General features: G+C 59.4%; 23 protein-coding genes. 12 read left to right on the forward strand and 11 right to left on the reverse strand.

The window, feature by feature from the left end; genetic code table 11:
* The first annotated feature begins 333 nt into the window (after positions 1-333).
* From rplS to ACR0DO_RS12210, 3 genes are all read left to right on the forward strand, one after another.
* Entirely contained in the window at positions 334-717 is a 384-nt protein-coding gene (rplS, locus tag ACR0DO_RS12200; RefSeq protein ID WP_170447921.1) for a 50S ribosomal protein L19, read from the forward strand.
* 11 nt (positions 718-728) lie between these two features.
* Positions 729-950: a 50S ribosomal protein L31 gene (gene rpmE / locus ACR0DO_RS12205; protein WP_170428949.1), complete on the forward strand. Its 222-nt coding sequence runs from the start codon at positions 729-731 to the stop codon at positions 948-950.
* Between the two features lie 187 nt (positions 951-1,137).
* The gene (locus tag ACR0DO_RS12210) at positions 1,138-1,365 is read left to right on the forward strand and encodes a hypothetical protein (RefSeq protein WP_480559053.1); all 228 of its coding nucleotides are present in this window, start codon (positions 1,138-1,140) and stop codon (positions 1,363-1,365) included.
* A 22-nt stretch (positions 1,366-1,387) separates the two neighbouring features.
* On the opposite strand, the gene ACR0DO_RS12215 is transcribed toward ACR0DO_RS12210, so the two are convergent.
* Both ACR0DO_RS12215 and ACR0DO_RS12220 read right to left on the reverse strand, forming a co-directional pair.
* The gene (locus ACR0DO_RS12215) at positions 1,388-2,983 is read right to left on the reverse strand and encodes an MFS transporter (protein ID WP_480559055.1); all 1,596 of its coding nucleotides are present in this window, start codon (positions 2,981-2,983) and stop codon (positions 1,388-1,390) included.
* A gap of 80 nt (positions 2,984-3,063) precedes the next feature.
* Positions 3,064-3,951, reverse strand: coding sequence for an AEC family transporter (locus ACR0DO_RS12220; protein WP_480559057.1), 888 nt, complete (start codon positions 3,949-3,951; stop codon positions 3,064-3,066).
* A gap of 207 nt (positions 3,952-4,158) precedes the next feature.
* Between ACR0DO_RS12220 and ACR0DO_RS12225 the strand changes: the two genes are divergently transcribed.
* Together ACR0DO_RS12225 and ACR0DO_RS12230 are read left to right on the forward strand one after the other, a co-directional pair.
* Complete coding sequence (locus tag ACR0DO_RS12225; RefSeq protein WP_170447914.1) at positions 4,159-4,968, forward strand: division plane positioning ATPase MipZ; 810 nt, start codon at positions 4,159-4,161, stop codon at positions 4,966-4,968.
* A 165-nt stretch (positions 4,969-5,133) separates the two neighbouring features.
* Positions 5,134-5,952, forward strand: coding sequence for a DUF2189 domain-containing protein (locus ACR0DO_RS12230; protein ID WP_480559059.1), 819 nt, complete (start codon positions 5,134-5,136; stop codon positions 5,950-5,952).
* Between the two features lies 1 nt (position 5,953).
* Here the strand turns inward: ACR0DO_RS12230 and ACR0DO_RS12235 are convergent, their stop codons facing one another.
* From ACR0DO_RS12235 to ACR0DO_RS12245, 3 genes are all read right to left on the reverse strand, one after another.
* Positions 5,954-6,943, reverse strand: a complete 990-nt coding sequence (locus ACR0DO_RS12235; RefSeq protein ID WP_480559241.1) for an AEC family transporter — start codon at positions 6,941-6,943, stop codon at positions 5,954-5,956.
* A gap of 94 nt (positions 6,944-7,037) precedes the next feature.
* The gene (locus tag ACR0DO_RS12240) at positions 7,038-8,273 is read right to left on the reverse strand and encodes an adenylate/guanylate cyclase domain-containing protein (protein WP_170447908.1); all 1,236 of its coding nucleotides are present in this window, start codon (positions 8,271-8,273) and stop codon (positions 7,038-7,040) included.
* 65 nt (positions 8,274-8,338) lie between these two features.
* Positions 8,339-8,773: a MarR family winged helix-turn-helix transcriptional regulator gene (locus ACR0DO_RS12245; RefSeq protein ID WP_480443221.1), complete on the reverse strand. Its 435-nt coding sequence runs from the start codon at positions 8,771-8,773 to the stop codon at positions 8,339-8,341.
* A 75-nt stretch (positions 8,774-8,848) separates the two neighbouring features.
* Between ACR0DO_RS12245 and hmgA the strand changes: the two genes are divergently transcribed.
* The 5 genes from hmgA to ACR0DO_RS12270 all read left to right on the forward strand — a co-directional run bounded on the left by hmgA (position 8,849) and on the right by ACR0DO_RS12270 (position 13,990).
* Positions 8,849-10,204, forward strand: a complete 1,356-nt coding sequence (gene hmgA, locus ACR0DO_RS12250; protein WP_480559061.1) for a homogentisate 1,2-dioxygenase — start codon at positions 8,849-8,851, stop codon at positions 10,202-10,204.
* 65 nt (positions 10,205-10,269) lie between these two features.
* Positions 10,270-11,526, forward strand: a complete 1,257-nt coding sequence (gene fahA / locus ACR0DO_RS12255) for a fumarylacetoacetase (protein ID WP_480559063.1) — start codon at positions 10,270-10,272, stop codon at positions 11,524-11,526.
* A 154-nt stretch (positions 11,527-11,680) separates the two neighbouring features.
* Positions 11,681-13,291, forward strand: coding sequence for an FAD-dependent oxidoreductase (locus ACR0DO_RS12260; RefSeq protein ID WP_480559065.1), 1,611 nt, complete (start codon positions 11,681-11,683; stop codon positions 13,289-13,291).
* Between the two features lie 5 nt (positions 13,292-13,296).
* Positions 13,297-13,494 carry a DUF2783 domain-containing protein gene (locus tag ACR0DO_RS12265; protein ID WP_170447898.1) on the forward strand — a complete coding sequence of 66 codons (198 nt, stop codon included), beginning with the start codon at positions 13,297-13,299 and terminating at the stop codon, positions 13,492-13,494.
* A gap of 154 nt (positions 13,495-13,648) precedes the next feature.
* Positions 13,649-13,990, forward strand: coding sequence for a DOPA 4,5-dioxygenase family protein (locus ACR0DO_RS12270; protein WP_480559067.1), 342 nt, complete (start codon positions 13,649-13,651; stop codon positions 13,988-13,990).
* Here ACR0DO_RS12270 and ACR0DO_RS12275 read toward each other — a convergent pair.
* Positions 13,987-15,615 carry an acyl-CoA synthetase gene (locus tag ACR0DO_RS12275; RefSeq protein ID WP_480559069.1) on the reverse strand — a complete coding sequence of 543 codons (1,629 nt, stop codon included), beginning with the start codon at positions 15,613-15,615 and terminating at the stop codon, positions 13,987-13,989. The two genes, ACR0DO_RS12270 and ACR0DO_RS12275, sit on opposite strands and share 4 nt — an antisense overlap.
* A gap of 223 nt (positions 15,616-15,838) precedes the next feature.
* Between ACR0DO_RS12275 and ACR0DO_RS12280 the strand changes: the two genes are divergently transcribed.
* Entirely contained in the window at positions 15,839-17,230 is a 1,392-nt protein-coding gene (locus ACR0DO_RS12280) for an aminotransferase family protein (protein WP_480559071.1), read from the forward strand.
* A gap of 121 nt (positions 17,231-17,351) precedes the next feature.
* On the forward strand, positions 17,352-17,813 hold the full coding sequence (locus tag ACR0DO_RS12285) for a hypothetical protein (protein ID WP_480559073.1): 462 nt from the start codon (positions 17,352-17,354) through the stop codon (positions 17,811-17,813).
* Positions 17,814-18,515: 702 nt separating this feature from the next.
* Here ACR0DO_RS12285 and rplT read toward each other — a convergent pair.
* From rplT to pyk, 5 genes are all read right to left on the reverse strand, one after another.
* A complete protein-coding gene (gene rplT / locus ACR0DO_RS12290) occupies positions 18,516-18,881 on the reverse strand; it encodes a 50S ribosomal protein L20 (RefSeq protein ID WP_008756009.1) in 366 nt (121 codons plus the stop codon).
* Positions 18,882-18,895: 14 nt separating this feature from the next.
* On the reverse strand, positions 18,896-19,096 hold the full coding sequence (gene rpmI, locus ACR0DO_RS12295) for a 50S ribosomal protein L35 (RefSeq protein ID WP_010443552.1): 201 nt from the start codon (positions 19,094-19,096) through the stop codon (positions 18,896-18,898).
* A 182-nt stretch (positions 19,097-19,278) separates the two neighbouring features.
* Complete coding sequence (locus tag ACR0DO_RS12300) at positions 19,279-20,829, reverse strand: alanine/glycine:cation symporter family protein (protein WP_480559075.1); 1,551 nt, start codon at positions 20,827-20,829, stop codon at positions 19,279-19,281.
* Positions 20,830-20,843: 14 nt separating this feature from the next.
* Complete coding sequence (locus ACR0DO_RS12305; protein ID WP_170447884.1) at positions 20,844-21,281, reverse strand: universal stress protein; 438 nt, start codon at positions 21,279-21,281, stop codon at positions 20,844-20,846.
* A gap of 245 nt (positions 21,282-21,526) precedes the next feature.
* Positions 21,527-22,972, reverse strand: a complete 1,446-nt coding sequence (gene pyk / locus ACR0DO_RS12310; protein WP_480559077.1) for a pyruvate kinase — start codon at positions 22,970-22,972, stop codon at positions 21,527-21,529.
* Positions 22,973-22,998 lie beyond the last annotated feature (26 nt).

Genomic DNA, 22,998 nt, shown 5'->3' on the forward strand with positions numbered 1-22,998 from the left:
TGCCTGATCGGTCGCACAAGGCAACGGCGTAGTTTGCGGACAGCGGAATCTTACCGTTCCCCCCGCAATATATGACGATTCAGGCTTGATCCCTGTCCGCAAATTCCTTAAACGACGGCAATCCGGTGCCGCGAAACGCGACTCCGGTGTTTTGGTTTGCATCATGGCGCAGCGCTCGGCTTTCTTCGGTCACGGCGTGTCAGGGCGGACCGAACCAAAGGAACATTCGATCTGACCTCTGGCGGGCTGCATGCAGGACCCGGTGAAGACCAAGAGCTCTCAGCCCGTGCCCAAACTTCGTGGACCAACCACGAGCATATAGGAGTAACTGCGATGGACCTGATCGCACAGCTTGAGGCGGAACAGATTGCCGCCCTGGGGAAAGACATCCCCGATTTCAAAGCCGGTGACACCATCCGTGTCGGCTTTAAAGTGACCGAAGGGTCGCGCACCCGTGTGCAGAACTACGAAGGCGTCTGCATCGCGCGCAAAGGCGGCAACGGTATCGCCGGTTCGTTCACCGTCCGCAAAATTTCGTTTGGCGAAGGCGTGGAGCGTGTGTTCCCCCTGCATTCGACCAACATCGACAGCATCACCGTTGTCCGCCGTGGCCGCGTCCGTCGCGCCAAACTGTACTATCTGCGCACCCGTCGTGGTAAATCCGCACGTATCGCAGAGGTCACCAACTACAAGCCCAAGGCTGGCGCCGAGGCGTAAGGAGCGGAAAGATGAAAAAAGACATCCATCCCGATTATCACGTCATCAACGTCAAAATGACCGATGGCACCGTGGTTCAGATGAAATCCACCTGGGGCGCCGAAGGCGACCAGCTGGCTCTGGAAATCGACCCCTCCTCGCACCCTGCGTGGACCGGTGGCTCGTCGCGCCTGATGGACGCCGGCGGCCGCGTGTCGAAGTTCAAGAAGAAATACGAAGGTCTGGGCTTCTAAGCCTGACCCGTTTGAAATGCGAAAGGCCGCCCTTCGGGGCGGCCTTTTTCTTTGTATGATTGAAAGGCTGCACGTCATTTCCACGAAAGCCGGGGAAGATAGCGCATCGCTGACACCGATCCCGTCAAGGGCTGGTGGATTCTGTTTTTGGCGGTAACATAGACCAAGCTACGACGGAGACCCCAAAATGCCCCAGTACAATGACATGATCGAGCTTTCGGTAGAGGACATGGACCTGATCGAAACGGCGTTGCGTGGCTCGGTCGCCTCGTTGTCGCAGGCTGCGATGGATGAGGACGAATGTGGCAATACGGACCGCGAAGAGACTCTGCGCCGTATTCACGATCTTCTGGGCAAACTGCACGATCAGAAGGTTTTCTACCGCCCGAAAGATGGGGTGTATCTCGGGGGTTAAGCCCGGCGGGACCACAACGCGATTACCGTGGGTCGCGCGTCAGTTCCGCCGCGCTGTGCACCGGTGGCACCGGCCCGCGCAGCAACATCAATGCCAGGGCCATTCCGATCAGCGCCGCAACCGCTGCGACCAGCATGGCGCTGTCAAAGGCGTTATCCTGCAAATCCCGCAGCGCCTTGGCCAAGGCGGTTCCGGCTGTTGGGTCCATCCCGGCAATCTGCTGTTGAATCTGGCTGGGCGTACCGTGGGTCAGCGCGTGGGCCAGATCCTCGCGCTGGGTCGATCCTGCGGGCAGCGCGTCAATGACCTCGGACAGGCCCCGGCGTTTGGTGATGGATTCGGCAAGACCTCCGACCACGGCACCCAGGGTGGCGCCGAAATACAGACAGGCGTTGATCACACCCGAGCCCTGCCCAACATGCTCCTCGGGCAGCAGACGCAGGCCGAGGCGGGGCAGCAGCGAAAAGCAGACGCCCAAACCGATGCCGACAATCAGCAGCTTCCACCAGATTTCGGCATATTGAGTGGTGTTCGTGGTCGTCATCAGCAACAGGAACCCGCAGGCCATCGCGCCAAGTCCAATCGCAACCGGCCATTGAAAGCTGTAGGGTGCCAGAAACCGCGGCGCGGTGACCGAGATGACAAACATGCTGAGGCTCAGCGGCATGATCGCCAACCCTGCGCCGATTGACGAATACCCAAAGGCGTCCGGCGACTGCACGAAAGTGTTGAAATAGACAAAAAAGCAGAACAGCGTGAAGCCGGTAAAGAACATCCCCGCCGCAGCCATGAAATAGCGCGGGTGGCGGAAATAGCGCAGCTCGATCAGCGGGTCTGCGGCTCGGCGGGAAACGATGACGAGAACAACCGTTGCCACCGCTGCAATGGCAAGCGGCACCAGCGTAAGCGGCGTGGCCCAACCCCCACTTTCCCCGTTGCTGAGCGCAAAGGATAGCGGTCCAAGGAACAACAGGATGGCAACTGCCCCCGGATAATCGAATTTTGCCCCGGCAAGCCGAGTGTCCGGAACATATTTCCGCTTGCTGACATGCAGTCCAATGGCAAAGGCCAACGCCAGCAGCAGCAGGTCAACTGCAAAAACCGCGCGCCAACTGACATAGTGGCCGAAGGCACCGCCGACGATTGGCCCGACACCGATGGCAAGGCCAACGATTGCGCCCCAGGCCCCGGTGACGCTGGCGCGTTGCTCTTCTGGCGTGGCGGCGGTCAGCAGCGACAGAGAGGTTCCGAACAGCGCGGCCGCCCCTGCCCCCTGCGCACCGCGTCCAAACAGCAGCATCGCCCCATCCTGGGCAAACAGGACCGAGGCCGACCCGATGGCAAAGACGACCATACCAAAGAAAAATACGCCCATCTTGCCTGTTATATCGCCCAGCCGGCTGACGATGGTGACAAGCGTGGCACTGGCCACCGTATAGGTCGCCATCACCCACTGCAGCCCGGACGGAGTCAGATCGAACTCGGCCTTGAGGTTGGGCAGGATGGTTGCGACAGCGGTGGTATTGAACCCCACGACCATCATGCAGATCGCCGTCATTGCCAGCACCACACGGGCGCGGGCCTGCGGGGTCACATCTTCCGAGGTCTCGTCACGCATCGAATTGCCCTCAAACCATGGTTGATTAACGCAATTATTCAGCAGTTTAGCGATTTTTACCTCTGCGCATAGGGTGCGTTTCAGATCCAGTAAGACAGCGCAACTGGCAGCACGATTATGGTGCTGAGCGTCGAGACCAGAATGAAGCCCGCCACATCCGACCCGTATTCCGACACGTGCTGGTCGATGAACAGGTAGGTCGCCACCGAAGACGGCATCAGGCAACACAGGATCACCGCACCGCGTTCGGCGCCTGTAAAGCCGAACGTCCAGACCAGACCGCTGGCGATCACGAGCGCCATTACCAGATGCAGAACGGTCAGTATCACCGCCCGGCCCAGGCTTTGGATCTGCAATGTTGCCAGCGTGTGGCCCAGGGTCAGCAGCATCAGCGGAATCGACAGCCCTCCGAGAATGTTAAGAGATTTGGCCACCGGCTGCGGCAGGCTGTATCCGGTCGCCATCAGGACCAGCGATATCACCACCGCATAGATGATCGGCGATGTGGCGAGTTTCTTCGGTGAGAATTCCCCGGCTGGTATCCACATCCCTACAGTGAAGATGCTGATCAGCACGACCACCACGAAACCCATCGTATAGGCCATCCCCGCATCGCCCAGCGCCAACAGGGTAATTGGCAATCCGATATTGCCGACATTCCCGTGCATCAACGGCGTCAGAAATGCCCGCACCGGCAGGCGCATCGCCTTCAGGGCAACAAGCCCCAAAACCCCAAACCCGGCAATTGCCAACGCGGCGGCGGCCATCACATCCAGAAACGTACCCACGGCGATATTGGTGGTGGACAGGTGCGAAATGATCAGCGTCGGATACCCCACGCGCGAGACCAGCCCGCCGATCACCTTGTTGTCGAAGGGTGCCTTGATCAGCGCCAGGCAATAGCCGATCCCGGCGCAGATCAGCACCGGCAGGACCACGTTCAGAACGTTCAGAAACAGATGGTCCAACGGCTGCCCCTATCGCAAATCCCTGTATCCGACAGTGAATCAGGGCGCCGCGTTTGACAAGCGCGTAGCCTAACCCGCCCGCACGCCTTGGTTTTCCAAATTAGAGCCTGATATCACCGACTGAGGTTCTTCCCTTCCCGCATTCCACAACATATAGTGGCTCACAACAACGTGTGGGCAAGCACGGCGGGACATGGGAATACAGGCATGGCACATATCATCGTAGTGGGGAACGAGAAGGGCGGCGCAGGCAAATCGACCGTGTCGATGCATGTGGCCACCGCTCTGGCGCGGCTTGGGCATAAGGTCAGTACACTGGACCTGGACCTGCGGCAGCGCAGCCTTGGGCGCTATTTCGAAAACCGCGGCAACTTCATGAACGGTGCGGAAGCACGGCTGCCCAGCCCGCGCCACCATGACCTGCCCGAGATCGACGCAAGCAAGCTGAAACCCGGTGAGAACATCTATGACCACCGCCTGTCCGCTGCGGTGGCCGAACTGGAAAGCGACAGCGACTTTATCCTGATCGACTGCCCCGGCTCACACACTCGCCTCAGCCAAGTGGCACATTCGCTGGCCGATACGCTGATCACGCCGCTCAACGACAGTTTCATCGATTTCGACCTGCTGGCGCGGATCGATTCAAAGGGCGAGAAAATCCTCGGCCCGTCAGTCTATTCCGAAATGGTGTGGAATGCGCGGCAGCTGCGCGCCCAAGCCGGGCTCAAACCCATCGACTGGGTCGTCGTACGCAACCGCGTCGGCACCCAGCGCATGGTCAACAAGGAAAAGATGCAGCGCGCGATCGAGATGCTGTCGCAGCGCATCGGCTTCCGCGTCGCCTCGGGCTTTTCCGAGCGGGTGATTTTCCGCGAACTGTTCCCACGGGGCCTGACCCTGCTGGACCTCAAGGATATCGGTGTCAAACAGCTGAACATCTCGAACATCGCCGCGCGGCAAGAGCTGCGTGACATGATGAAAGAGCTGAACCTGCCGGGCGTCGAGATCGATTTCTAAGGGACCCTGCCCGGTCCGACACGCGCGACGCCGCTACTGAACTCCTCCGCCTTGCCCTTGTGCCTCACCTGTTGCAGACTTGTTTGCAGAGGAAAGGCGCCTGTTCACAGCTGGTTCCGTTGGCAATCGGATCAGCAAAGCACTGTGCTTTGGGAGGAGCGTGCCATGACATCCGACACCGAAGGGTCCACACCACCAGACAATCTGAAGCCGCAGCCGCAAACCGTGCCCGAGGTCAACACGGTGACGTCGAGTGATATCACCGCGTCGCTGAAGGCCGGGTTTTCCGATTTTCTGGCACGCCCCGTCATGAGCGGCTTTTTCGGCCTGTTCTATGCGCTTTTCGGCATCCTGTTTGTTTGGGGTCTGGTCTGGCTCGGCAAGATCTGGATGATCATTCCCGCCATTGTCGGCTTTCCGCTGGTCGCGCCCTTCGCCGCCGCCGGGCTGTACGAGATGTCCCGCCGGTTGCAGAAGGGTGAAAGTTTCGGCTGGTCTGAAATCCTCGGCGTCATGGCCAATCAGCGCAAACGCGAAATGGGCTGGATGGCCTTTGTTACCCTGTTCATTTTCTGGGTGTGGATTTACCAGATTCGGCTTTGGCTGGCGATCATTCTGCAGAACGCATCCTTCTCGGATTTTGACGGGTTCCTGAGTATCGTTTTCCTCACTCCGCAGGGCTGGACTTTCCTTGCTGTTGGCACCTGCGTCGGCGCGTTTCTGTCGGCAGTCCTGTTCACAGTAACCGTCATTGCCATGCCCATGCTGCTTGACCGGGAAACCAATTTCGTGTCCGCCATGTTGACGTCCATCCGGGTCGTCTCGGAAAGCCCTGTGGTCATGCTGACCTGGGCGGCGATCATCTCGGTCACCATGCTGTTGTCAATGGTTCCGGCGTTTCTGGGCCTGATCTTCACCCTGCCGATCCTTGGCCACGCCACATGGCATCTGTATCAGCGGGCCGTGCCCCCAGCGCAGGGGTGACCTACAGCGCCAAATACCCAATCAGCGGCACGGCAAACAGGCTGAGCACGAAAGTCGCGATCAACAAGGCTGATGCTATTGCCGCGTCGCACCCGTATCGCGCGGCGATCACTGCGGCCAAAGCCCCGGACGGCATCGCGGCCTCGATCACCAATATGTCACGCTGAAAGTCCGGCAACCCCAGCACAAAGGCAAACCCGCCCGCGACCAACGGCTCGAGCAGTAATTTCAACGCACAGACCAGAACGAACAAACCCGCGAACTGCTGAAATCCGACAGGGCGCAGCATCAGCCCGATCGTAAAAGCCACGAGAAATGTCAGCGACGCGCTGGCAATCCCAAGGAAGTCACTCAGCAACTCCACAACTCTGCCGCTTTGCGGAAGGCCGATGGCAGACGCCAGAACACCCAATACAAACGCCAGAAAAATCGGTGACCGCACGAATGTCTTCAGGGCGTCCGCAATCGTTGGTGCTTGGTCGTTGTTTTCGCCGTAATAGCTGGCGATGGCGACACCGACGGTAAAAAGGGGCAGCACGACGCCAATCTCTCCCATCACGACGAGTTGGCTCATGATTTCGCTATTGTCACCATAGATGTTCTGAAGCAGCGAATAGCCTAGCGTCGAAGTACTGCCGACCCCTGACACAAGGATCACGGACCCTAACACCGGCCGGTCCAATCGCATCCAGCGCCCGGCCAACAATGCGACGGTCATGACCACAGCGATGGCCGAAAAAAGCACAAGGGCAAGTTCGAAACTTCGCGCTCGGAACGGTTCGCTGCTGAGATTGGCGAATATCAGTGCCGGCAGGGCAAAATCGGTGACCAGGCGGGCAAACACACCCTGTTCCCGCTCTTGAATGACATTGCGGCGCCGGAACCACACTGCCGACCCCACCAACGCCAGCATTACTATGAAAGAGTCAAATAGACTATCGAACTGCAAGGTCTGATCGGCTCCTTGTAGACGCAACTTGTTACTCACCACTGTCGCCAACGGCAGGGCTTGATCATACGGCAGAAGGCTTTTCCGTCAAAATCGTTTGAAAACAGGTCTTTGCCGCTTTGGCTCAGCCGGGTCCTTAGTGCGGAGGCTCGTAGATCGTAAACAGCTCTTTCGGATCAGACACCCCGCGCAGCATATACCGCCCGACGGATACCAGATTTTGACCGCAGGGCTGCGCCGCGCGCGCAACGTCATCCGAGATCAGAATACGCTGCCCCAACGACTTGTGCATCCCGGCAATCCGCGCTGTCTGGTTCACGGCCGGGCCGATCACCGTAAAGTCCAGGCGCGTCTCGGACCCGATGTTTCCATACAGAATCTCACCCGCGTGCAGGGCCAGGGTGAAGCTGGCCACCGGCAGGCCCTCGGCCTCTCGGCGGGCATTCAGGGCCTCCATCCGTTGCTGCAACACGGGTACGGCTTTCAGCGCCGCACGCGCGTCTTCGTCGATTTCGCCGACGTCGAACATCGCCATCAGCCCGTCGCCCATGAATTTCAGAATGTTGCCGCGATTGTCGTGAACCACACCCACGGCGACGGCCAGGTAATCGTTCAGCATGTCGATGATTTCGTTACCCGGCAGCTCTTCGGACAGGCTGGTGAAACCCTCAAGGTCAAAGTTCCAGATCACCGCATCAATCTGCTGCAACGAGCCGCGACGGATTTCGCCCGACAACACCCGGCGCCCCGCATCGCGGCCCAGATATACCCGCATCAGGTCTTTGGATATCCGGGCACTGGACGCGGATTTCAGCGCCAACCCCAGGTGCGGCAGCGCGGTGTTGATCAGCCCCAGATCGTCGTCCTGAAAACCTTCTGGTGCATTCGAGGTCCAGGACATCAAAACCCCACCCACCGCCTTTTTGGCGTCTTTGGGTCCGTTATGCGTCGGAACATCAAAGCTGACACCGGTGGCATAATAATCGGTGGCGCCGATCTCGCGCAGATCATTCAGCAACGGAAACCGGCTGGCTTCATTCTGATCAACCAGACGCTCGCGGATTTCATCCACCTCATCGTTCAGAATCGCGTAGAGAGGGCTTTGCTTCCACTGTTCGCTGGGCTCTTCGGTGTATTCAAAGGTCTCGGACTCGCCGCCTTGCCCCTCATACCAGCTGAACCCGGTGCCGCCATAAACGGGGTGCAACGCGGACTGTGCCGCGTGAAACCGCATCAGGGGCACGCCAAGTTCCAACAGCTTGTTGCAATAGCCGTCCAGCAACTCTTCTTTCGCGGCCCCTTCCAGGCCGCGGGTCACAATCCATTCGATAAGATCAGTTGATTTCGCCGCATCGGCGTTCGGAGTCGTCATTTTGTTATTATTCCAGTGTCCGCTCTGGTTGTCATCTGGGGGCCAGAGGCCTGAATTACCAGTGTTCACACCATATGCGCCAGACGGTGCAGCATCTTGCGTAACAGGGCCACCTCGTCTGCGCTGAATTGCGCCGCCAACCGCGTGTCATACTGCCCGGCGACTTCGCAAAGCTCGTGATAAACGGATTGGCCCAGGACCGTCAGCGCCAGGTTTTCCACCCTGCGATCCGTTGCACTGCGACTGCGCTGCAGATACCGGCGTTCCTCCAGCCTATGCACCGCGCGGCTGATCTTGGTCTTGTGGAGGCGCGCTTGGTCACCGATCTCTTTCGCGGTCATTTCGCCGTAATTTCCCAGATGGAACAATACCCGCCATTCGTTGCGCAGCATACCGTAGCGGTCCTTGTAGAGTTTCTGAAACTCCAATGAGCTTTCCTCGGCCGCGCGGTTCAGCAGGTAGGGCAGGAAATTCTGCAAATCAAAGTCATCTTTTTTCATGGAATCGTCCTGTGTCATGCTTGTTAGTTACAAAACCAACTATTATCCCTCAAGCAGCAAACGGAGGAACGCAGGATGAACCATCCGACTGATCCGCATGAAATGACGCAGGCCAGCAGCCCGGTCGGCACCCATGCGGGCTATATGCCCGGATTTGGCAATGACTTTGAAACCGAGGCCCTGCCCGACGCGCTGCCGCAGGGGATGAACAGCCCACAGCGTTGCAACTATGGTCTCTATGGAGAGCAACTGAGCGGTACGGCTTTCACTGCCAACCCGCCGGAACGGACGTGGTGCTATCGCATCCGACCGTCGGTAAAGCATTCGCATCGCTATGAAAAAATCGATCTGCCCTATTGGAAATCGGCGCCTTTTGTTGATCCGGACGTGATCAGCCTGGGCCAGTACCGCTGGGATGCGGTGCCGCATTCGGATCAGGGGCTGACCTGGCTGACTGGTATGCGCACGATGACCACGGCAGGCGACGTGAACACGCAGGTCGGCATGGCCAGCCACATCTATCTGGTCACCGAGTCTATGGTGGACGCCTATTTCTATTCAGCCGATTCTGAGCTGCTGGTGGTACCGCAGGAAGGCCGCCTGCGGTTTGCGACCGAGCTGGGGATCATCGATCTGGAACCCAAGGAAATCGCGATCATCCCGCGCGGGCTGGTCTATCGGGTCGAAGTTCTGGAAGGCCCTGCGCGCGGCTTTGTCTGCGAGAATTACGGCCAGAAGTTCGAACTGCCCGGACGCGGCCCGATCGGTGCCAACTGCATGGCCAACCCGCGTGACTTCAAAGCGCCTGTCGCGGCGTTTGAGGATCGTGAGGTGCCCTCGACCGTGACCGTCAAATGGTGCGGGCAGTTTCACACCACCAAGATCGGCCAAAGCCCGCTGGATGTGGTGGCGTGGCACGGCAACTATGCGCCCTACAAATACGACCTGCGCACCTACTGCCCGGTCGGCGCGATCCTGTTCGACCACCCCGACCCGTCGATCTTTACCGTGCTGACCGCGCCTTCGGGGCAGCCCGGCACCGCCAATATCGACTTTGTCCTGTTCCGCGAACGCTGGATGGTGGCCGAGGATACCTTCCGCCCACCCTGGTACCACAAGAACATCATGTCCGAGCTGATGGGCAACATCTACGGCCAATACGACGCCAAGCCACAGGGCTTCGTTCCCGGCGGCATGAGCCTGCACAACATGATGCTGCCGCACGGGCCGGACCGCGAGGCATTCGACAAGGCATCGAATGCCAACCTTGGGCCGGACAAGCTGGACAACACCATGTCCTTCATGTTCGAAACCCGATTCCCGCAGCATCTGACATCTTTTGCCGCCAACGAGGCCCCCTTGCAGGACGATTACATTGACTGCTGGACCTCGCTTGAGAAAAAATTCGACGGAACGCCGGGCAAAAAGTGAAAACCACCCAAGTCCGATAATTTTCAACCAAGAATCTTACCCTCAGACAAAGGTCCGGATAGAAAATGTCACTGAAGAAATCCTGGGTGGCCTCGGCCAATGACGCCGACCACCCGTTTCCGCTGAACAACCTGCCCTATGGTGTCTTTTCAGTCGATGGGTCCGACCCGCATTGCGGCGCGGCGATCGGAAACATGATTCTGGACGTGACCGCAGCCGAAGCCGAAGGTGTGATTGATCTGGACGACGAGCCGCTGTTCGATCTGCCCTTCTGGAACCCGCTGATGGAGCAAGGCCCCGCAGTCTGGGCCGCGTTGCGTGCGCGTCTGACGGCTCTGCTGGCCGATGGGGCCGACGAGAGGGACAAGGTCGAACCCCTGCTGGTTCCGCAGGACAAAGCCGAACTGCACCTGCCCTTCGCCGTCAGCGAATACACCGACTTCTACGCCGGGCGTCATCATGCGCAAAACGTCGGCACCATGTTCCGTGGGCCGGAAAACGCGCTGCCACCGAACTGGCTGCACATTCCCATCGGGTATAACGGCCGAGCATCCTCGGTCGTGGTGTCGGGCACCGATGTTCGCCGCCCTTGGGGTCAGATCAAATCGCCTGATCAGGACCGCCCCGCATTCCTGCCCAGCCGCCGCTTTGACATCGAGCTTGAGATGGGCGCCATCGTCGGCACCCCCTCGGACGGGCCGATCACGGTGCAGGAGGCCGATGACAACATCTTTGGGTACGTCCTGCTGAACGACTGGTCTGCCCGCGATACTCAGGCGTGGGAATACCAGCCGCTCGGCCCGTTTCAGGCCAAGGCGACTGCGACCTCGATCAGCCCTTGGATCGTGACAAAGGCCGCGCTGGAGCCATTCCGTTGCGAGACCCCTGCGCGTGATGTTGAGTTGCTGGATCACCTGAAGGACTGTGGCCCGATGCTGTATGACATTGACCTGTCCGTCACGATGGCACCCGCAGGCAAACCCGCCACCACCATTGCCCGCACCAATTACCGCGAGATGTACTATTCCGCCGCGCAGCAACTGGCGCACCATTCAACTTCGGGCTGCCCGATGAATACCGGCGATCTGCTGGGGTCCGGCACAATCTCAGGCCCGACGAAACCCGAACGCGGCTCGCTGCTTGAACTCAGTTGGGGCGGAAAGGAACCGCTGACGCTGGACAGCGGCGAGACGCGCAGTTTCATCGAGGATGGCGACACCTTGACCCTGACCGGCGCAGCCAAAGGCAAGGGGTACACAATCGGCTTCGGCGACTGCACCGGCACAGTGCTGCCCGCTCTCTCAGACCCGTACGCACGGTAAGACCAATATAACGGCCGAGGACATTCCGTCGCATTTGATCCAGATCGTTTTGCGGCGGAATTTTCGGTGAAACCATTGGCTCAAGTCTTCGGCCCCACAGGGCCGGGGAACGAAATCTTGCGCGCAACCCGCGCCGGACCATCGGGGGAGGCCCATGAACAAGATCTTCGAAGTCCCGCTATACGCCTATGAACGCAGCCCGGATCAGGATGCACACTCTCCTTCCCGACATAAGGTGATCGTGATCGGCGCGGGGCCGATCGGGTTGGCCACCGCGATCGATCTGGCCCAGCAAGGGGTCGAGGTCGTCGTGCTGGACGACAATGACAAGGTCAGTTTCGGCAGCCGCGCCATCTGCTTTTCCCAGCGCACGCTCGATATTGCCGACCGTCTGGGCGCAGGGCGTCCGATGGTGGAAAAAGGGGTGCTGTGGAACGCGGGCAAGGTCTATTTCGACAATCGTCAGGTTTATGAGTTCGACCTGCAGCCTGACACGGGTTATGCAAATCCCGCCTTCATCAACCTGCAGCAATACTATTTTGAAAACGCCCTTGTTGACCGGGTGCGCGAATTGCAGGCCGAAGGTGCCCCCCTCGAAATCCGCGGCCGCAACAAGGTTGAGGCCATCGGCACCCACGACACCCATGTCACGCTCGAGGTCGAAACCCCCGAAGGCCCCTATAACATCGAGGCCGAGTGGCTGATTGCCTGTGACGGGGCGCATTCCCCGACGCGCCGGATGCTGGGGCTGGATTTTGAAGGCCGCGTCTTCGAGGACAACTTCCTGATCGCCGATGTGGTGATGGAGGCCGATTTCCCGACCGAACGCTGGTTCTGGTTCGATCCGCCCTTTAATCGCGGGCAATCGGCATTGTTGCACAAACAGCCCGACAATGTCTGGCGCATCGACCTGCAACTGGGCTGGGACATCGACAAGGAAAACGAACAAAAGCCCGAGAACGTCATTCCGCGGCTCAGGGCGATGTTGGGCGAGGATGTGAAATTCGAACTGGAATGGGTGTCGATCTACACCTTCCAATGTCGGCGGATGGAGCGGTTCCGTTATGGCCGCGTCTTGTTCGCCGGGGACAGTGCGCATCAGGTCAGCCCGTTTGGCGCGCGTGGTGCAAATTCCGGAATGCAGGATGCGGATAACCTGTGCTGGAAGCTCAAACTGGTCATCGACGGCAAAGCGCCCGAGATTCTGCTGGACAGCTACAACCGCGAGCGGGTTCAGGCCGCCGATGAAAATATCCGCATGTCCACGCGCTCGACCGATTTCATCACGCCGAAATCCGACATGTCACGGCAGTTCCGGGATGCGGTTCTGGACCTCAGCGAGCAATTTGAATTCGCGCGACCGCTGGTGAATTCCGGTCGGCTGAGCACGCCCTGTACCTATGAGGGATCGTCGCTCAGTTCGGCAGATGCCCTGAACGGACCGGACATCACGCGCCCGGGCGCGGCCTGCCCGGATGCGCCTTTGGGGGACGATTTCCTGTTGCCGAAACTGGCGGGTAAATTCACCCTGCTGACCATCGACGCCGACGCCCCCGACCGGATCGAGGAAGACGGCATCGAAGCCACCCGTCTGGCGCTGTCGGTCAAGGATGACCTGACACTGGAGCTAAAGCGACGCTATCTGGGCGACGCAGACAGCGCGGTCTATCTGATCCGCCCCGATCAGCACGTGGCCGCACGGCGCGACAGCTTCGAAGAAAACGCATTCCGGCAGGCGATCCGCCGGGCCACCGGTAAGGAGTAAGCAAGATGGCCGATCTGATCCTCACCCCGAATCTCGACAATGGCGATGATTTCTATGCCGGGCTGCTGGCCGCCCATGACGGGCTGGACAAATCGGAAAGCGAAGCCCTGAACGCACGGCTCATTCTGGTGTTGGCCAACCACATCGGAAGCGCGGATGTGCTGGCACAAGCCCTTGACGCGGCTGTGCTGAAAAACGGCTGACGGCATGAGCGGGACGGCGGGGTCGAACACCCCGCCTTCAGGGCCGCCCACCCCGAGGCCGCGGCCTGATCTGGCGCACAGCGTCTGTGTGCCCGCGTTGGTAGAGCGGGCGGCCTGCCCCAGTTATCCTGCGATACCAACGCAGGAGGCCCCAATGCCCGAGATCACCGGCTATCACGCCCATGTCTATTTCGACGCCGACACGCAGGACATCGCGCAAAGGGTCTGCCAAGCGGCCGCGCGCCTGTTTCCAGTTAGGATGGGCCGGATGCACGCCAGAAATGTCGGCCCTCACCCGCGCTGGAGCTGCCAGCTGACTTTCGCTCCGGACGCGTTCGATCACGTCATTCCGTGGCTGATGCTGAACCGGCAGGGCCTGACTATCTTCACCCACCCGGAAACCCGTGATCATCTGGCCGATCACCGGGACCGTGCAGTGTGGATGGGTGAGATGCTGAGCCTTGACTTGTCGATCTTTGACAAGTTGGGCGCCTAGGTCAGCGCCCGCGCCTGATCGCGCAGCTTGAACTTCTGGATCTTGCCGGTCGAGGTCTTGGGCAACGCTCCGAAAACCACCGCCTTGGGCGCCTTGAAATGGGCCATATTGTCCCGGCAAAAGGCAATGATATCCGCCTCGCTCGCCTGCGCATCCGGCTTGAGCTCGACAAAGGCGCAGGGCGTCTCTCCCCATTTCTCATCCGGACGCGCGACCACGGCGGCCTCCATCACGGCGGGGTGTTTGTAGAGGATATCCTCGACCTCAACCGATGAGATATTCTCGCCACCCGAGATGATGATGTCCTTGGACCGATCCTTGAGCGCGATATAGCCGTCCGGGTGAATGACCCCCAGATCGCCCGACGCGAACCAGCCGCCACGAAAGGCCTTGTCCGTCGCCTCGGCGTTTTTCAGATAGCCTTTCATGACGACATTGCCCTGCATGAAAATCTCACCCATCGTCTCGCCGTCTGCAGGCACAGGCTCCAGCGTTTCCGGGTCGGCCACCATCAGCCCCGATAGCGCCGTATAGGGAACGCCCTGCCGGACCTTGAGCGCGGCACGTTCCTCGGCCCCTTTGCTGTTCCACTCGTCCTTCCACGCACACACCACCGAGGGGCCGTAGGTCTCGGTCAACCCATACACATGGGTCACTTCCACGCCCATGCCTTCCATCTTTTCGATCACGGCAGCGGGCGGCGGGGCGCCTGCGGTCATCACCTTGATCTCATGATCGAAATCTTTCAGGTGATCCGGCGCATTGGCCAGCATGTTCAGAACAATCGGCGCACCGCAGAAATGGGTAACCTTTTCGTCGCGGAACGCGGCATAGATCGGCTCATCCCGCACCGCCCGCAAACAGACCGAGACCCCGGCATTGGCCGCCATCGCCCACGGGAAACACCAGCCGTTGCAATGGAACATCGGCAAGGTCCACAGATAGACCGAATGTTTCGGCATGTCCCAGTCCAGCAGGTCCGACTGCGCGTTAAGCGCCGCGCCCCGGTGGTGATATACGACCCCTTTCGGATTGCCCGTGGTGCCAGAGGTGTAGTTCAGCGTGATCGCATCCCATTCATCATCGGGCAGAGACCACGCGAATTCCGGATCGCCCTCGGCCAGAAGCGCGTCATAGGTCAGGCTGCCCAGCTTTTCACCGCCATCAAAACTGGGGTCTTCGATGTCGATGACCAGCAGATCATGATCGACCTGTTTTAGGGCCTCTTTCACCACGCCCGAAAACTCGGGGTCGACCAGCAGCACTTTGGCCTCGGCATGGTTCAGGATGAAGGCAATGATAGGCGCGTCCAGCCGCGTATTGATCGTGTTCAGCACGCCACCGGTCATGGGCACGCCGAAATGGGCCTCGTACATCTCGGGGATGTTGGCGGCGATGATCGAAACCGTGTCGCCTTTGCCCACACCACGCGCCGCCAATGCCCCCGCAAGACGGCGGCAGCGGGCATAGGTCTCTGCCCAGCTAAAGCGACGTCCGCCGTAAACCACCGACGGGTAATCGGGGTAGATCTTCGCGGTGCGTTCGATGAAACTCAGCGGGGACAAAGGCGTGTAGTTCGCGCGGTTCTTGTCCAAATGACGCTCGTAGATATTGTCCCCTGCCATCTGCTGACCCTCCCAGTTCAGTTCTCGCCGGACTTGATCACAAAGTATCGCGCCTGGCAAACCCGTAGAAATACGCCGAAGCCATGGACTGGCAATACGGGATGGTGCAATCTGGCCCTATCTACAGATGGCCTTTCGCGGTGATCTGGGCCATCGAAAATTCCAAGCCGGGGCGGCAACGTACCCGCATCTTGCGCACCCAATACTTCTGAAAGGACATGTCATGGACGGCACGTTCAACGAAAACGATCTTTCCCGCGTGGTCGAGGCCGACCGCGCCCATATCTGGCACCACCTGATCCAGCACAAGCCCTTTGAAACCAATGATCCCCGCATCATTGTCGAAGGCAAGGGAATGCGTGTTTGGGATCAGAACGGCAAAGAGCATCTGGATGCCGTTTCGGGCGGCGTCTGGACCGTCAACGTGGGCTATGGCCGCGAATCGATCTGCAAGGCCGTGTACGACCAGCTGATGAAGCTGTGCTACTTCGCCAACTCCGCCGGTTCGATCCCCGGTGCAATCTTCGCCGAGAAGCTGATCGAGAAGATGCCGGGCATGAGCCGAGTGTACTACACCAACTCAGGGAGCGAGGCGAACGAGAAGGCGTTCAAGATGGTGCGCCAGATCGCGCACAAGAAATACGGCGGCAAGAAGACCAAGATCCTGTATCGCGACCGCGACTATCATGGCTCGACTCTGGCGACCATGTCCGCGGGTGGTCAGGATGAGCGTAACGCGCAATACGGCCCCTTCGCGCCCGGTTTCGTGCGCGTGCCGCATTGCATGGAATACCGCAAGCACGAACTGGACGGCGCGCCTGTCGAAAACTTCGGCGAATGGGCCGCAGACCAGATCGAAGAGGTCATCCTGCGCGAAGGTCCGGACACCGTCGGCGCGCTGTGCCTTGAACCGGTGACCGCAGGTGGTGGCGTGATCGAAGCGCCCGAGGGCTACTGGCAGCGTGTGCAGGAGATCTGCAAGAAATACGACATCCTGCTGCATATCGACGAGGTCGTCTGTGGCGTTGGCCGCACCGGTACATGGTTCGGCTATCAGCAATACGGCATCAAGCCGGACTTCGTGACCATGGCAAAGGGCGTTGCCTCGGGCTATGCGGCGATTGCCTGCATGGTGACCACCGAGGAAGTCTTTGAAATGTTCAAGGACGACGCAGCTGATCCGCTGAACTATTTCCGCGACATCTCGACCTTTGGTGGTTGCACCGCCGGTCCGGCAGCCGCGATCGAGAATATGCGCATCATCGAGGACGAGAACCTGTTGGGGAACTGCTCGGCCATGGGGGCTCGCATGATGGGCAACCTGCAGGCGCTGATGGAAAAGCACAAAGTCATTGGCGACGTGCGCGGCAAGGGCCTGTTCCTGGGCGCTGAACTGGTTGCAGATCGCAGCAGCAAAGAGCCGGTGGACGAGAAACTGGCACAGGCGGTCGTGGCCGATTGTATGGCGCAGGGTGTGATCATCGGCGTCACCAACCGCTCGGTTCCCGGTCGCAACAACACGCTGTGCTTCTCGCCCGCGCTGATCGCGACGGCGGATGACATCGACCAGATCACCGATGCGGTCGACGGCGCGCTGGGTCGTGTGTTCGGCTAAAGCGCAGCACAATATCTAAGAAAACCGGCGCCCACCGCGCCGGTTTTTTCGTTTCCGCGCTGCGTTTTGCCAAATTCCTGAACTCGGGTAGCCTGTGACCATTCAATTCAGGAGATACCCGATGGCATTCAATTTCCTTTGCAGCTTAGTCACGGTTCTTGCGCTCACTCTCGCCACCCCTCTCAGCGCTGAAGAGGGCAGCGGCTTTCCTCAGATCGTCGGCATATGGCACGGGACCTATCTGGTGGGTTTCGCCAAGTCGAACCCGAACCACGCAAAAGGTCTGCTGAAGACCGAGATGGAGCTGGAGATCACCAAGCTGGACGGCAACCTGATCACCGCTACCAACCGCTGGCGCCGGATCGGCGACACCGACTGGATCGTCGAAGAGGCGATGGGCACCTTCAGCCTGGACGACCCCACCCGCTTTGTTCTGGCCGAGGCCGGGATTTCGGGGGACGACGTGTCCGCAGGCATCTTCAACGGGGTGTATCTGGATGATGTGATCATGGTCACCTATGCGGGTCCGGGGACCGGAGTGGCGTTTGCGGCGCAGTTGGTGAAGAAAGAGAAAAGTGAGTAGACACACAGGTTGTATCAGTATTTGAAAGGGCAGTTTTTGACGCGCTTACTCTTCTGGAGGCGCAATGAAACTGGTGCGCCTAATGTTCGCAACGCGGACAAAGCTGCCATTTAAACTAAAAGCATCGTTCAATTTTCCGGCTAGCTAGGGTTGGGTTCGGGATTTGGAAAACTCAAAATCGACAATGCAAGTGCACAAGAATAGACAAGCATTGGTATCCCGGCCCAACGTGCATCTCCGGGGTCAACAATTACTTGAAATACCCCTAGCGCACCGACTGTAAGGCACACTGCCCATCCGCTCATCTTCACCCACTTATTGAGAGGCCTGCGTCGGAGCTTTTGATAGATGATGCAAGAGGCTATCGCGAAAGGAATAAAAGCCAATACGATAACTGCTGCACCGATTACGACGTCTTTGTTGGTACCTTGTCCTGAGCCCAAACAATCGGTCATTCCACACAGTCCCAGCGTACCAAACGTCGAAAAGAGTAGTGTCGAAGCGATGAATGTAGGGATTATTAAGAACAAAAATTTCACACTAAAACCCTATTGTCCGATTTCTGTGGTCATACGTATGCAGGACCCCGAAACCTTACAAGCGTCACCTTGGGCTCAAAGCGGACCTAATCAGTTTCTGGGTGCAAAAAAAGACCGTCCCAAACGGGACGGCCCTTCATTCACTGTCTCTCTGAAAAGAGGATCAGGCAGCCAGAGCGGCCTGAGCTTTGGCGACGATCGCGCCGAACGCTTCCGGTTCGTGCACGGCCAGGTCGGCCAGAACTTTGCGGTCCACTTCGATACCGGCCAGGTTCAGGCCGTTGATGAAGCGGGAATATGTCAGAGCCTCGTCATGCGAACGGACAGCAGCGTTGATACGCTGGATCCACAGCGCGCGGAAGTTGCGCTTGCGGTTCTTGCGGTCGCGGGTTGCATACTGGTTGGCCTTGTCGACGGCCTGACGAGCAACCTTGAAGGTGCTCTTGCGGCGGCCATAGTAACCTTTGGCGGCCTTGATGACCTTCTTGTGACGGGCGTGAGTTACGGTTCCACCTTTAACGCGGGACATCTCTTAATCTCCTCTTAGCGGTCGTAGGGCATGTAGCCCTTGACGATCTTGGCGTCGGGGGCGGACAGGGTGGTGTTGCCACGGGCGTCGCGGATGAACTTTTTGGTCCGCTTGATCATGCCGTGCCGTTTGCCGGCCTGGCCAGCAAGGACCTTACCGGTCGCAGTCACCTTAAAGCGCTTCTTGGCGCTCGACTTGGTCTTCATCTTAGGCATTTCCGTCTCCTTTCAGGGTTCGGTACTAAACGCGACTCGGCATGCCATCTCGGCCGGTCACGCGATCAGAAGCGCCGTTTACGCAAGTTCGGTCATACTGGCAAGGGGGTTTTGACCAGAATCTGCGCTTTTCGCAGGGTGGTCAGGCACCGGGGCAGCGCTGGCCGCCCCGGTGGAATGGTTTAGTGCTCGAACTTGCGGATCTCGCCGCTTTTCAGGCGGGCTGCATAGCTGGCCAGTTCTTCCCGCACCACTTTCATCAGGAAGTAGAGCGCAAAGACGTTCACAACCGCCATCGCAAAGATCGCCGCATCCGAGAAGTCGATGACCGGACCAAGGTTGGCCGCCGCACCGATCACCACGAAAATGCAGAAGATGATCTTGAAGATCAGTTCCTTGGTGTGGCCTTCGCCGAACAGGTAGGTCCAGGCCTTGAGGCCATAGTAGGACCAGCTGATCATGGTCGAGAAGGCAAACAGCACCACTGCGATCGCCAGCACGAAGGGGAACCAGCCAAAGGCACTGCCAAAGGCCGCCGAGGTCAGGCTGACGCCCGAGTTTCCGTCAACCGTGGCGATCGCATTACCAGCTTCGTTCAGCATGTACTTGCCGGTGTCGGGATCTATGATCAGCTGCTGGGTGATGATGATCACCAGCGCCGTCATGGTACAGATCACAACTGTATCGATGAACGGCTCCAGCAGCGACACGAACCCTTCCGTGATCGGCTCACTGGTCCGCACGGCCGAGTGCGCAATCGCCGCAGACCCAACGCCCGCTTCGTTCGAGAATGCCGCACGGCGGAAGCCCTGGATCAGCGCGCCGACCATGCCGCCCGCAACACCCAGACCGGTGAAGGCGCCTGCAAAGATCTGGCCAAAGGCCCAGCCAATCTGATCTGCGTGCATGATGATGATGACCAGCGCGGCCAGCACATACATGATACCCATGAACGGCACGACCTTCTCGGTCACGCGCGCGATGGATTTCAGGCCACCCACGATCACTGCAAACACGATGCCCGCAAAGACCAGACCGGTGATCCAGCCGGGATAGTCGCCGACGATGCCTGCAATCTGCTGGTGCGCCTGGTTGGCCTGGAACATGTTGCCCCCGCCCAGCGCGCCAAGAATACAGAAGATCGAGAACAGAACCGCCAGAATCTTACCGCCCGGCAGACCCAGTTCGTTGAAGCCTTTGGACATGTAATACATCGGGCCACCGGAAACGGTGCCGTCTTCGTATTCGTTGCGGTACTTCACGCCGAGCGTACATTCGGTGAATTTCGAGGCCATGCCCAGCAGGCCCGCCATGATCATCCAGAAGGTCGCGCCCGGCCCGCCGATACCGACGGCTACCGCCACACCAGCGATGTTCCCCAGACCGACCGTTCCCGAAAGCGCGGTGGCAAGGGCCTGAAAGTGGCTGACCTCACCCGCGTCGTTGGGATCGGAGTAATCCCCTTTGACCAGGCTGATGGCGTGTCCGAAAAAGCGGAACTGCACGAAGGCGAAATACAGCGAAAACACCGTCGCTGCGATCACCAGCCACCCCACGATCCAGGGAAAGCCCGTCCCCGGAAACGGGGCAAAGATAAAGCCGACAAAAGGCCCGGTGAAATCGGCAAACGCCTGATTGATCTTGTCGTCCAGACCCGGCGCGTCCTGCGCCAATGCGGGGCTGGCGAACAGGGCCGCGGATGCACCAAGGCTCAGTTTTTGAAGCGTATTCATACTCATCACTCCCCTCAGTTCACGACGGTGACCGGCACATCGGCGTGCATGACCAGATTCTGGGTCGAGCTGCCGAACAGGCGTTTCTTGAACCCGTCCGCCGACGCGCGCCCGACGATGATCTGGGTGCCGCCGTTTTCGACCGTGATCGCGTTCAGCGTTTCGGCCACGTCGCCATGGCGGACAATGCCATGGGCTGTGAAGCCTTCTGCCTTCAGCGCGTCCACTGCGGGAGTGATAACGCGGTTTGTGGCCAGTTCGACCTCTTCCTCGCGCCGTTTGTGCCGCAGAGCGTTCTCTTCAGGTGTCTGGAAAGTGAATGGGGACCATTCGATCACGTAGACCACCAGCAATTCACACGTTCCGATCCGCCCGGCCAAATCCTTGGCAAAGGCAATCGCGCGCTCCCCGGTTTCTGTCCCGTCCAGTCCAATGACAATTTTCGTTGTCATGACGTTCCTCCGTTATTTTTTGATTGTACCGGGGCCCGTGCCCCCGGCAGGGCAGCCGGAACCTGGAACTTTCTGAGTAGACCGCCCTTGCGGATCAGTATCCGGGAAAAACACCGAAAAACAGAGGGGAATTTGCCGAACTCAACCCGGAGTCCGGCTTTTTATTGATATTACTGCACTTTTTTTGCCTAAAAAATAGGCAACCGACCCGACCGGCCGTTGACAAAGCGGGAAAACCGCAAGGATCAGCCCGGATCCGTGTTGTAAATCAAACGCTCATCGCAGGGGGCTATACGCAGGATATTTGTTGTTCCCGGCACGTTGAACGGCACACCTGCGGTCACGACGATCTGGTCGGACTCCGAGGCAAATCCACCGGCCCGGGCCGCTCGGGCGGCGTTGACCACCGCACCCTTGAACCGCTCAAGCTCGGGCGTCATGACGCAGTGGCAGCCCCAGCTCAGGCACAGGCGCCGTGCGGTTCCGGTGGCGGGCGTCAACGCGATGATCGGAACACCGGGGCGTTCCCGCGCGGTCAGCAGCGCCGTTGTGCCGCTTTGGGTAAAACAGCAGATCGCTTTGATGTCGGTCTTTTCCGCAATCTCACGCGCCGCGGCCACGATCCCGTCGGCAATCGTGGTGCCCTTGGCGCTGCGTGACGATGCGATGATCTGGTCGTATGTGGGGTCGGCCTCGACCTCGATGGCAACCTTGTTCATGGTCTGCACCGCCTCGACCGGGTACGAGCCTGCCGCAGATTCCGCGCTCAGCATGATGGCATCGGTGCCTTCATAGATCGCGGTGGCCACATCCGAGACCTCGGCCCGGGTGGGCATCGGACTTTCGATCATGCTTTCCAGCATCTGGGTTGCCACGATCACCGGTTTGGCCGCGCCCCGACATTTGCGCACCAGACGTTTCTGGATCGGCGGCACGGCAGACACCGGCAGTTCGACCCCCAGATCGCCGCGCGCGACCATGATCCCGTCCGAGGCGTCGAGGATATCGTCGAACGCCTCAACCGCCGCAGGTTTTTCTATCTTGGACAGGATCGAGGCACGCCCATCGGCCAGCGCGCGGGCCTCGAACACGTCCTTGGCGCGCTGAACAAAGCTCAGCGCCAGCCAGTCGACGCCCAGTTGGCAGACAAATTCCAGATCGTCACGATCCTTGGCCGACAGCGCTGCCAGCGGCAGCACTACGTCAGGCACATTGACGCCCTTGCGATTCGAAATCGTGCCACCAACCTCAACCGTGCAATTGGCGAAATCCTGGCCGCAGTCCTGAACGATCAGACGGATCTTGCCGTCATTGACCAGCAGGCGCGCGCCCGTTTCAAGTGCTGCGAAAATCTCGGGATGCGGCAGGCATACACGGGCCGCATCACCCGGCGCCGGGTCAAGGTCCAGGCGGAAGGTTGCACCCTCTTCCAGTTCCTCGGCATCGGTGGAGAAAACGCCCACACGCAGTTTTGGCCCCTGAAGATCAGCCAGAATAGCAATTGGGCTGTCCAGATCCTTTTCCACCTGCCGGATGATCCGGTGCCGTTCGCGGATCTCATCATGGCTGCCGTGGCTCATGTTCAGGCGAAACACATCCGCGCCAGCCTCGTGCAGCGCCCGGATCATGTCATAGTCATTGGACGCCGGTCCCAGCGTCGCCACGATTTTTACATTTCTCAGGCGTCGCATGGGTGGTGTTCTCCTAACGTCTTCTC

The organism is Ruegeria sp. AM9, assembly GCF_056540565.1.